The organism is Polynucleobacter sp. IMCC30063, assembly GCF_021395235.1.
Taxonomy (GTDB): domain Bacteria; phylum Pseudomonadota; class Gammaproteobacteria; order Burkholderiales; family Burkholderiaceae; genus Polynucleobacter.
In genome coordinates, this window is record NZ_JAJVCQ010000001.1 from 868,876 (window position 1) to 880,883 (window position 12,008).

A 12,008-nucleotide genomic window follows, 5' to 3' on the forward strand; every position below is an offset into this window, starting at 1 on the left:
TACCCAGTAGCACCAAGCACACTAGTGTAAATAGCGCTGGACCAGCCTTTACTTTCAATGAGAGCCCCCTTTCTCTTCCAGTGGGTAATAGTAAAAATAAACCAAAATCAAGAGCGAGAGAAGCAAAAAAGATAATGTTGCAACCGCGGCTCCTCCGCCGACGTCATACTGCAAAAATGCGCGTCGATAAGCCAATATCGGTAGATGCTCTGTGGCAGAAGAAGGACCACCTTTAGTTAATAACCAAATAATGTCAAATTTATTAAACATCCAAATACTTCTTAGCAAAATAATTACCATTAGCATGGGTAAAAGCATGGGAATAGTGACGTGCCAGAATCTTGCCCACATTCCAGCGCCATCTACTTTTGCAGATTCATAGAGCGATTTTGGAATAGTTTGTAGGGCCGCCAAAAAAGAAACTGTTACAAATGGAGTCCAAGTCCATACACTAGCAACTATTACAACCGCCATTGCAAGATAGGGATTTTCAAACCAGCTTGGCCTGCCCATGCCTAATTGCTCTGACCAGAGTGTAAATAAGCCTAAGGTTCCATCCAGTATCCATTGAAATGCCAAAGCCACTACGACGGTTGGAAGTAGGTAGGGCAAAATTACTAGACCCCTAATAATGGGGATGCCTGGAAAATTTCGGTCTAAGAATAATGCAAAGGCAATGCCGAGACAAACTTGCAGGATGATCGTTAAACAACCAAAAATAAGGCCAACTGAGAGCGCCTTCCAAAATATGATTTCGTTCAGAATGCGGACATAGTTTCCAATTCCAACCCAATTTTTATTAGAAACAAAAGATTCCGAATGATAAAAACTTAACTGAATTGCATGCAGAACAGGCAGCAGGATAAGTAATAAAACAACAGAAACCGAAGCGATAAAAGCCCATTTAAGGACTTTATCGCTAGGGGTTCTGAATCCTTGCATTTAAGAACTACAAAACTGTTCGATATTTTTTTGACATTACATCAACAGCCTCTGATGCGGGCATGCCGTTATAAATCACATTTTGCAATCCCTCGGTAATTGCAAAAGTTTCAAACATTTTTCCAGGGCGCGAATCAATACGCGGACCTTCAGTATCAACAGATCTAATAATGACGTCTTTGCGTGTTAGTAAGCCTTTCATAAACTCAACTAAATCGGCATGTTTTTCTACTAAAGGATGGGCTCTCCAGCGAGCATCGTCATAGACATCTAGTCTAGCTGGTTGAAAGTGTAGTGGCGCTGAGTGTAAGAAATTAATATATTGATTTTCTGTAAACCACTCCATAAATTTCAGAGATTCCTCTTTCATGGGTGTATTTAAGACAACCCAGCCGTCATAGCCATGATTAACCGCCTGACCTTTACCAGCGCTATCTGGGTACATAAAAAACCCTGTTTTAGAGACTAGATCGGGGGCCTTATCTTCAATCACTTCCATCAATCTTCCAGCATAGGGGGCATGAGCAACCTGACCTCCTGAGTATTGCCCTAAGACTGTGCCAAACAAAGCCTGAGTCATTCCTTGCGGCATACTCGGAGACATTTTTTTCATAAACTCGAAGTAAGCCATTACCTTAGGCTTATTTGTCGGGTTATCTAGCACTAATGCAAAGTTATCGTCTAACATTCTGACGCCATCAGCCCACATATATCCCAAAGACATCCATTGGGCGGCGGCATTATTACCAAGCGGTTGCGCAACCCCAAATTTGCCATCAGCAGTTAAAGCTTTAGCATTTTCAGCCATTTGTTCCCAGGTGGTTGGAACTTTTAAGCCTTTTTGCTGGTATAAATCTTTGCGGTAGTACATCCAACAAAAATTATAATCATACGGATACCAGTAATTTTGGCCTTTTATTGGAAATAGAATTCGAGGCCCCCATTTGTGTTTATTGACCAGCGTATTAAGTGGTACCAATTTTCCTGCGTCGGCAAGAATGAAGACATGTCCAGCAAAAGCTAGAGTACCAATATCATATGGTGTTCCTGCTGCAATAGAAGCTTGTAATTTATTGTAAGCTTCGTCAGGCACTACGGTATCTATTACAACCTTTACTTTTGAGATTCGCTCATATTCCGCGGCGGCTACACGCAAGGCCTTAACAGAATCCCTAGAGGGCTCAGCATTCAGGAAGCGAATGGTTTTTTGTTGTGCATGAATAGCCGGTGCGCCGCCAGCAAATAAGGCGGCACCAGCAACTGCAGCTTTTAAAATTTCGCGACGTTGAATTTTCCCCTGGTTGATGCTTTGAGTGGGCTTGCTAGTGTCATTGATTAATTCATTATTTTTTTTCATTTTTATCTCCATTTGAAGAACTACATTAAATAAGACTTTCCCCTGATAAACCATTAAAAATATGCCATTTAGATTCTTTTAACGCTATATTTAAATCATCTCCAACTTTACATCTGTCCTCGCGACCACTTAAAATTCGAATTTTTTGATTACTAGGCAACTCACAAACAAAAAGAGTATGCGCCCCCATTTGCTCAATCATTGAAATTTTAGCTGTAAAAATACTTTGATTTTGACTTGGCTCTTGTGAATTTAATACGCTTAATATTTCAAAGTGTTCTGGTCTTATTCCCAAAACAATTTTATCTGCCTGCTTTAAATCCAATTTTAAATTTTTACCCAGCATAATATCTAATCCGTTACTTTTAAATAGATACTGTCCTTTATCTTCAGAAATAGATCCTTCAATTAAATTCATTTCAGGTGCGCCAATAAATCCTGCAACAAATAAATTCACTGGATGATCATAAACCTCTAGTGGGGTTCCAATTTGCTGAACTTTGCCTTGGTTCATTACGACGATACGATCCCCTAATGTCATGGCCTCCACTTGGTCATGGGTAACGTAAACCATATTAATCCCAATACGTTGATGGAGCTGACCAATTTCTTCCCGCATTCTGATTCGCAACTTGGCATCTAAATTTGATAATGGCTCGTCCAATAGAAAAACTTCAGGCGACCTAACAAGCGCTCTACCTAGGGAAACCCGCTGCATCTGCCCGCCGGAAAGCTGCTTGGGTTTCCGCTCTAATAGATTTTCAATGCGCAATATCTCCGCAGCCCATTTAATTTTTTTCTTAATTTCATCTGCGGGCACCTTGCGCATTTTTAAGCCAAAAGCGAGATTTTCATAAACGGTTTTATGTGGATATAAGGCATAGTTTTGGAAAACCATCGCAATATTCCGTTCGCTTGGCTCTAAATGAGTAACATCTTTTTGACCAATAAAAATATTTCCCGAGCTTACTTCTTCAAGCCCAGCAATCATTCGTAAGGTCGTAGATTTACCGCAGCCAGATGGACCTACCAAGACAATAAATTCGCCATCAGTTATCTCGAGATTTAAATCGACGACTACTACAGTATTACCAAAATTTTTATTGACATTCTTTAAGATAATTGAAGCCATATTTCTTTAACCAATCAATGCTGATAATTCATGATTAACATCTTTTAGACCAGCCTGAGCAGCTTTATACATAACAAAAAGGCGATCATAAAAAGCAACCCGAGTTGGGTCGGGCTGAATTTTTTCTGCCACCCTAATACATTTATTAGCAGCTGAAAGTTCATCACTAAAAATTCCTACCCCAACACCTGCAATTAGGGCCGCACCAAAAGAGGCATCTGTTGTCTCAGATAAAACTATTTCGATACCCAGTATATCGGCCACAATTTGTCTCCAGGTTGCACTTTTAGCCCCTCCGCCAATTATGCGAGCTGACCGAATTTCAATTCCCTGATCCTTAAATTGCTCAAGTACATCCTTTAGGGAAAAAGCAATTCCTTCGTACAAGGCCCGCGCAAAATGAGCGCGATTATGGCGGAAGGTGATGCCTACGAAATCAGCCCGAAGTAAGGGATCCCAATACGGGGCTCTTTCGCCCTGTAAGTAGGGATGAAACAATAAGCCTTCAGCACCTGGTTGAATTTCACTTGCCAATTGATCCATCAGATCAAACCCATTAATACCATCATGAGAGCTAAAGAAAGTGTCTCTTAACCAGCGGTGTGCTGATGCGCAACTATTTGTTCCTGAAATCGTATACCAATGATCTGGAATAACAAATGGATAATTAATCAAGGTTTTATGAAGATTGGGCTTTTTGCTGACCACACTTACAGTGCCAGCGGTTGCTAGTTTGACCGTTCCATCGCCAGCATGAATTGAGCCTGCTCCAAAAGTTTCAATTGAAGTATCTGATGTACCACATACTACTGGCGTACCTTCCATCAAACCAGTTTCTTTTGCTGCCCTACTGGTCACAACACCAACGATATCAATGGGTTTTACAATTGGGGGAAGCGCTTCAATTGGACATCCTGCCAGATCGCATAACTCCTTCGACCATGCGCCTTTTCTGGCGTCAAATAGGAGCGTTCCTACCGCCTCTGTTGCATCCATTTCCCAGGTTCCGGTTAATCTTGACCTGAGCCAATCTTTGGCGACATAAATACGCTTGGTTTTTTGCAGAACTTCGGGTTCATTTCTGCTGAGCCATAAAAATTGGGGTAAGGTCCAAGTGGGGGCTGGGGAGTTAAATCCTAATTCAAGAATTCGGTCCCAGTGCTTATCTTTTAACTCCTGTGTTTCTTTGCCGCTACGTTGATCATTCCATAAAATTGCTGGCCTAAGAAGGGCGCCATTTTTATCCTCTAAAACAGGAGTATGGGCACCCGCGCTGAATGAAATGGCGGCGATTTCACTTGCGGTGATGTTTGCCTGCTTGATTGCTTTGGGTACAGTTTCTTTCACTGCATCCCACCAATCATGCGGGTTTTGTTCACTCCATCTTGGGTGGGGAGAATGGGTCTTCAGGTCTTTACTTGCCGTCCCTAAGACGTGACCATGGAGATCAATAATCATTGTCTTTAGGCTACCTGCACCAATATCGATGCCCATCAAGCACGTTTTGGGTGAAGGATTATTATTTTCTGTAACCATCTTTTGTTCTGCTAATGAGGGATTCCAGTAACACTTAAGTTTGGGAGTTAAAGGATTGCACTGCAGCATCTAGAACTTGAGTCATATTTAGTCCATATGTGCAATGACCAACGCTGGCTTTAACGGCATTGCGTCTAATTAGGACATCTTTTGTCTCTTGATCCCATTCGAGGTTTCCCTGATGCACAGCTAGACAAATGAAAGACAGTGCCGATGGGGTTTGTGACTCAATTTGCAACGCTTCAGTGGCCGCATAACTGGAGCGACAAGTATTGGGGCAAAAAGCACAGATTTTGAGAGATTTAATTGCTTCACCCATTTTTATAATCCATCTATCAAAGTTATTAAATTAGTTATTGGTTGTAAGCCCATGAGCCCCATTTGCTAGGGGCAGACCTAGTTTTCCAGGGTTAAATAAATTCCCTGGGTCAAGCGAAAGCTTGAGAGCCTCAAGAAGATGCATGCCCTCATTTAATTCATCTTTCATCCATCTACCTCGAAGCAAGCCAACGCCATGGTGATGGGCGATTGAACCACCAAATTGAAGGCAAATGGATTCAATTTTGTCCCACAACTGTAGATGCAATTGATGCGCTTGTAAATTATCCATTGGGGGTAGCCTAATAGTCATATATTGACAGAGACCCTCAGGATAAATATGTGACCAATGCGCTCCAAAATGCAGTTCTGGATAGATGACCTTGACCTCTTTAGCGATGGTTTTGTACATTGCCTCAACTTCACTCCAACTTGCCGTCACCTCAACCGTATCCATATAGTAATCATCCGTCTGCCATTGAGTTGAGTAGGATTGATAGCGCGTTTTTTGCCAATGCTCATAAGGAGCGAGACTAGCTAAGGATGCGCCATATTTTTGCGCAATCTCAATTGAGAGTTTTTTCTCTACAGCTAATAGCTCTGGCAAGCCAGAAAATTTCATAATGCATAAAATTGGCTTTTCCTTAAATTCAGCTATATTTTCAGTCCGCTGATGGCTTTCTTCTACGTCGTATAAACGAATCACTTCCGGCCTTAATTCACTTTGCATAATTTCTCGTAGTGCATTGAAGCCAACCTGAAGAGAGGGGAAAGCTAGGACACAACCTTCACTAAGAAGCGATTTTTTCCAAATCCTTAAGGTAATTTCTGTAATGAACCCAAATACCCCTTCTGAACCCACTAGGATATCTTTAATACTTGGACCTACGGATCTTCTAGCAACTGGCCGAACGTCTAACAATTTGCCATTTGGCAGCACTGCTTTCAGCCCTAAAACCATGTCTTCAATTTTTCCAAATCTTGAGGAGGCTTGACCAGCCCCCCGACAAGCAGCCCAGCCGCCCACCGTTGACATTGCAATAGATTGGGGATAATGCCCAGCGGTAAAGCCACGCTTATTTAACGCCTCCTCAAATTGCATTCCATTCATTCCAGCTTGAACTGTTACAGTGCCGTTGATTTCGTTGATGTCGAGAATGCGGTTCATTTTCTTTAAGTCAATAATCATTTCACCATTTAATGGGATAGTTCCACCTAAAACTCCGGATCCGGCGCCAAAGGGAATTAAAGCAATTTGATTGGCCAAGCAAAATTGAGTAATGCTAATTAAATCTTCAGTCGACTCTGGCAGTATTACTGCGCTAGGTAGGGTGCCAGGTAAGGCACCAGCTCGAATTCGATAAAGCCCATGCGGCAGCCTATCCCTAGAATAGGCATAACGATCAGCCTTGCCCAATAAAAGCTTATTGTCCCCAATAATTGCCTGTAATTTCTTTGATAATTCTGCAGATATGGGGATGTCTTTAGCGCTTATTTTTGGCGCCTTTACAGCAGTGCTAATAGCCATGAAAACAGCCCTTATATAAAAAACAAGCCTAAATTGAACAAACGATTGTTCTAAATCTAACTAAATTTAATTTATAAGTCAATTTATTTGATCTAAGTGTTTTTACTAGGGTGTTAAAAGTATGGTCATATGAAGTTTTGATTGACAATAATTGCTAAGATAGATAAATTTGGACAAAGGATTGTTCATAGGCAAATATCGAGCTAGATTGTTTAGAGGGGCAATTTTAATAATTAACCCAAAAAAGGTTTATATGACTAATACATCAGCTATCTTCACAGCGCTATGGCATCAGCGGGTAAAGACCTTTTCCATTATTTTTTTTACCTGTATTTGTGTTTCTGTGGCATTTGCGCAAAATTATCCTTCTCGAACAATTACCATTGTGATGCCTTATATTGCTGGAGGCCCAACTGATGCGACATTTAGAGATTTGGCTAGAGGCATGTCTCAGGATTTGGGTCAGTCCGTAGTTATAGAAAATAAACCGGGCGGCGGGGCCATGCTGGGGGCGCAATATGTTTCGCGTGCTAAACCAGACGGCTACACACTTCTAGCCTCTGTAGTAGCTAATATGGTGACTAGCCCTTTATTAATGCAAAATCCACCTTTTAATCCCAGCAAAGATTTTATCCCCATTTCAACGGTGAGTACCAATCCTTTGATCTTAGTAGCATCTAAATCTTCTGGTATCACCAGTCTTAGTGATTTAATTGCTAAAGCCAAGGCCAAGCCCGGTGAATTAGCAATTGCCTCATTTGGCCATGGCACACCTTCGCATCTGGCAATTGAGTTACTAAAAACGACTGCTAAGATAGATGTCATTCATATTCCTTATAACGGATCTTCTCCGGCAATGATTGATTTACGAGGTGGAAGAGTCCCATTGTTAATGGATATTCTGCCAAGCCACGTGCAAACGTTAGCGAATGGCGAAGTGATTGGCTTGGCTATTGCCCAGAAAAAACGCTCTGAAATTACTCCATCAGTCCCCACTTTTCAAGAATCAGGACTTCCTGGATTTGAGGCTTTAACATGGATGGCGCTGTCGGCGCCTGCAGGCACGCCTAAAGAAGTTATTAAAAAAATTAACGAGTCGGTTCAGCGGAGCTCTGCAGATCCTGCATACCAAACCACAATGCGTAATCGAGGGATGCCCGTAACTCCTTCAAGCCCAGAAGAAATGGACCTCATGATCCGAAATGAGACTACAAAGTGGGAAGCGGTTATTCGTAATGCTGCTATAAAAAAAGCGGATTAATGACCCACCTTAATTCAAGAGAATAGTTCAATGGAAGAAATTTTGCCTGCTGAAAAATTCGCAGGATCGATTGGTAAGACATACCGTGATTCCAAGCCACATTGGGCAGAAGCAAAAAAAGCTTCACCAGATCATCCAAATATTGTTTTATTAGTTTTAGATGACGTAGGTTTTTCGCATTTGGGTTGCTATGGCTCGGATATTAATACCCCCAGGATCGATGCGCTTGCAGCCAAGGGTTTAAGGTTTACGAATTTTCATACCACTGCGATGTGTTCGCCCACCAGAGCAGCTTTACTCACTGGGCGACAGCACCATGCTGCTGGCATGGGGACAATTGTTGAGTGGTGTACAGGGTATCCAGGTTATCAGGGTCAAGTTACTAAGCGAGCCGCGACACTAGCAGATATGCTTAGGCCCCATGGATATAACACGCATGCGTTGGGGAAGTGGCATCTCATGCGTATGACGGATGCCACAGCAGCAGGCCCTTTTGACTACTGGCCATTAGCTAGGGGTTTTGATCGGTATTATGGTTTTTTAAGCTCATTGACAGACCATTGGAATCCAGAGCTGTTTTGCGACAATCATCCAATTTCTCGACCGGTTAAGCCTGGTTATCATTTAACCGAGGATTTAATTGACAAGTCGATTGAATTAATTCGTGACCAGCAATGCTCAGCACCTGGAAAGCCTTTCTTTAGTTATGTTGCATTGGGCGCCTGCCACTCCCCTCATCATGTAGAACCTAAATATATTGAGCGCTACAAAGGGAAGTATGACTGTGGATGGGATGAGATTCGTAAAAAATGGTTTAAGAGGCAGATTGAATTAGGCATTATTCCGCCAGATACCGTCTTAACTGAAAGAAATAATGAGGTCATAGCATGGGATTCCTTATCTAGCGATGAACAAAGGGTTTGCGCTCGCATGCAAGAGGTATTTGCTGGTTTTTTAGAGCACACCGATGAGCAGGTGGGTAGATTAGTTGATTATTTAGAGTCGATGAATTTATTAGACAACACCTTATTTGTTGTCCTCTCAGATAACGGAGCAAGTGATGAAGGTGGCGATCATGGAAATATTAATATTCGCAAACACTATGCATTTGTTGACGAGCCAATTGAAGAATTAATTGCCAATATTGATAAGTTAGGCAGTGAATATACCTATAATCATTACCCGAAAGGTTGGGGTTTTGCTGGCAATACTCCACTTAAATGGTTCAAGATGGATACCTTTGGTGGAGGCATTAGAGATCCGTTAATTATTCATTGGCCCAATAAAATCAAAGATCAAGGCGGTATTAGACGACAATATCACCATTGCGTGGATTTTGTCCCTACCGTACTTGAGTTATTAAATATTGATGCCCCTCAAAATCATCAGGGAATCGAGCAGCTTCCCATCCATGGGAAAAGTATGGTTTATGCGTTTGATAATGCTCAAGCACCCACGCAGAAAAAAACCCAGTATTTTGAAATGTTAGGCGATCGAGGCATTTGGCACGAGGGATGGAAGGCGGTAACTCGGCATAAAAAAGGGACCGATTTTGAGGCTGATATATGGGAGCTTTATCACGTTGAATATGATTTTTCTGAAAGTAATAATTTAGCGTCACAGTTTCCAGAAAAATTGAAGATGTTAATAGATTTATGGTGGTCTGAAGCGGAGAAGTATTCGGTGCTTCCACTCGATGATCGCGACCGCGAAAGAACTGCAGCAAGCTTAAAAGCTACTAGTAGAAAAATATATACTTATTATCCAGGTATGGCACGCGTAGATAGATTATCTGCTCCCAATGTTGCCAATCGGTCATACCAAATTGAGGCTGAGATTGAGATTGATGAGCATGGGACTAATGGAGTTTTATTTGCCGCAGGCGGACGCTTTGGCGGATACGTACTTTTTATTAAGGACAATCAATTAATTCATGAATATAACTGCGGTGATGAGCGACGATTAATCTTAAAGTCACCATCAAAACTTTCTGCAGGTAAGCATCATGTTTCCTTCGGCTTTAAAAAAACCGGTTCTTTAGCAGGCAGCGGTACATTGTCATGCGATGGTATTGAGGTAGCTAGTTTGGCAATGGAAAGAATGTGGCCTTTATTGCCTAATGCCACAGGAATACACTGTGGACGCGATGATGGCAGCCCCGTTAGCGAGAGTTACTCCTGCCCCAATACCTTCAATGGAAATTTAAAAAAGATTATTGTTAAGGTCGAGGACGATCAGGAAATTGACTTTTTAAAAGAGTATTACGCAGCATTAGCCGACGACTAAAATTCATTCTCTTAAAGAAATCTAGATGCCTAAATCAAAAGAAGCACCTAATGTTTTACTCATTATGGTTGACGAGTTAGCTCCTCAGGCCTTGCCAAGCTATGGCAATGAGGTTGTAAAGGCTCCTAATATTTCGGCATTAGCTGAGAAAAGCGTGATATTTAATTCTGCTTATACAAATTCGCCGTTATGTGCCCCTGCTCGAGCGTCCTTACTTACTGGGCGTTTACCAACTGCTATCGGTGCCTGGGATAACGGTGCGGAATTAAACTCTGAGCTACCAACAATTGCACACTATTTAAGAAAATTGGGGTACAGCGCGACCCTAGCTGGAAAGATGCACTTTATTGGCCCTGATCAACTGCATGGCTATCAAGCTAGATTAACTACCGACATTTATCCAGCGGACTTTAGTTGGACTGCTAATTGGAGTAGACCCCCTACAGATCCAAATCCGGCTGGAGTGAGTATGAGACCAGTTTTAGAGGCAGGCCCATGTTTAAGAAATTTGCAAATTGACTATGACGAAGAGGTGCAATATCAAGCTAAACAATGGCTTTGGGATCACGCTCGAAATCGGAGCGATGATAAACCCTTTTTTTTAACTGTTTCTTATACGCATCCTCATCCACCTTTTGATGCGCAGCAAGAGTTTTGGGATCTGTATGAAGGCATTGAAATTAATTTGCCTCAAGTGGCAGAGCTACCTCCAGAAAAATTGGATCCGGCGAGTTTAGGCCTTTATTACAATCACCGACGTAATCAAATGCCAGTTTCGCAAGAGCAGGTTATTAGAGCGAGGCGGGCTTACTATGCCATGATAAGTTGGATTGATCGGCAAATAGGCGAGCTATTGCAAACGCTGAGAAGCGCAGGGCTGGATGAAAATACGATTGTTATTTTTACTTCTGATCATGGTGAGATGTTAGGTGAGCGCGGGATGTGGTTCAAAATGTGTATGTATGAATGGTCAGTTAGAGTCCCATTAATGATTTCCTGGCCAAACCACTTTATCCCACGGCGCATCGACTCGAATGTTTCCCTAGTAGATTTGTTGCCAACTTTACTAGATATATGTGGAGAATATGCAGAAGAACATATTTCCCCTGTTGAAAATCTTGCGGGGCATTCTTTACGAAAGATACTTGAAGTAGGCCATGATCCTCAGTGGCCAGATATTGCGGTCGCTGACTTCACGGCTGGAGGCGTTCCAGGGCCTTTACGAATGTTGAAGTATGGACGCTGGAAACTAATTCATACTGGCGGTCATCCTCCGATGCTATTTGATTTGCTCGCTGATCCCGATGAATTAAATGATTTATCTAACGACACTGGCTCACAAAAAATCTTAAATGAATTGCTAGCGATGATGGCCAAGGATTATGATGCTGAAAAAATTCACCAGCAAGTTTGCCAAAGTCAAGCACGACGTCTATTCATTCGTGCAGCGGATGAAGCATGGGCAGACCCTTATCGCTGGAATTGGAAGGCGCAGGCAAATGATGACATCCGTTATGTGCGGGGCGGGGGGCTGAAGCATGGCGAGCATGCAACCAAAGCGAAAGCGCGTTTCCCTTTTGTAGATACTGATAAAGCCTAAATCAATTCAAGTCAGCGCATAGTCTCAATTGAGAAGCTAAACTATAGG

Annotated in this window: 9 protein-coding genes; 3 read left to right on the forward strand and 6 right to left on the reverse strand. The window is 42.2% G+C overall.

Features of this window, described 5'->3' with window-relative positions; translation table 11 throughout:
* Positions 1-54: 54 nt before the first annotated feature.
* The 6 genes from LZG75_RS04440 to LZG75_RS04465 are packed head-to-tail and all read right to left on the reverse strand — an operon-like array spanning position 55 to position 6,813.
* Positions 55-942: a carbohydrate ABC transporter permease gene (locus LZG75_RS04440; protein ID WP_233935653.1), complete on the reverse strand. Its 888-nt coding sequence runs from the start codon at positions 940-942 to the stop codon at positions 55-57.
* Between the two features lie 7 nt (positions 943-949).
* On the reverse strand, positions 950-2,299 hold the full coding sequence (locus LZG75_RS04445) for an ABC transporter substrate-binding protein (RefSeq protein WP_233925212.1): 1,350 nt from the start codon (positions 2,297-2,299) through the stop codon (positions 950-952).
* Between the two features lie 25 nt (positions 2,300-2,324).
* Complete coding sequence (locus LZG75_RS04450; RefSeq protein ID WP_233925211.1) at positions 2,325-3,431, reverse strand: ABC transporter ATP-binding protein; 1,107 nt, start codon at positions 3,429-3,431, stop codon at positions 2,325-2,327.
* A 6-nt stretch (positions 3,432-3,437) separates the two neighbouring features.
* Complete coding sequence (gene xylB / locus LZG75_RS04455; RefSeq protein WP_233935655.1) at positions 3,438-4,967, reverse strand: xylulokinase; 1,530 nt, start codon at positions 4,965-4,967, stop codon at positions 3,438-3,440.
* Positions 4,968-5,001: 34 nt separating this feature from the next.
* Complete coding sequence (locus LZG75_RS04460; RefSeq protein ID WP_233925208.1) at positions 5,002-5,286, reverse strand: hypothetical protein; 285 nt, start codon at positions 5,284-5,286, stop codon at positions 5,002-5,004.
* Between the two features lie 30 nt (positions 5,287-5,316).
* Entirely contained in the window at positions 5,317-6,813 is a 1,497-nt protein-coding gene (locus LZG75_RS04465; RefSeq protein ID WP_233925207.1) for an FAD-binding oxidoreductase, read from the reverse strand.
* A 253-nt stretch (positions 6,814-7,066) separates the two neighbouring features.
* Between LZG75_RS04465 and LZG75_RS04470 the strand changes: the two genes are divergently transcribed.
* The 3 genes from LZG75_RS04470 to betC are packed head-to-tail and all read left to right on the forward strand — an operon-like array spanning position 7,067 to position 11,960.
* Positions 7,067-8,074 (forward strand): tripartite tricarboxylate transporter substrate binding protein, encoded by a 1,008-nt coding sequence (locus LZG75_RS04470; RefSeq protein ID WP_233925206.1) that lies wholly within the window; start codon positions 7,067-7,069, stop codon positions 8,072-8,074.
* 30 nt (positions 8,075-8,104) lie between these two features.
* Complete coding sequence (locus tag LZG75_RS04475; protein WP_233935657.1) at positions 8,105-10,360, forward strand: arylsulfatase; 2,256 nt, start codon at positions 8,105-8,107, stop codon at positions 10,358-10,360.
* A gap of 25 nt (positions 10,361-10,385) precedes the next feature.
* A complete protein-coding gene (betC, locus tag LZG75_RS04480; RefSeq protein WP_233925204.1) occupies positions 10,386-11,960 on the forward strand; it encodes a choline-sulfatase in 1,575 nt (524 codons plus the stop codon).
* Positions 11,961-12,008: the final 48 nt, after the last annotated feature.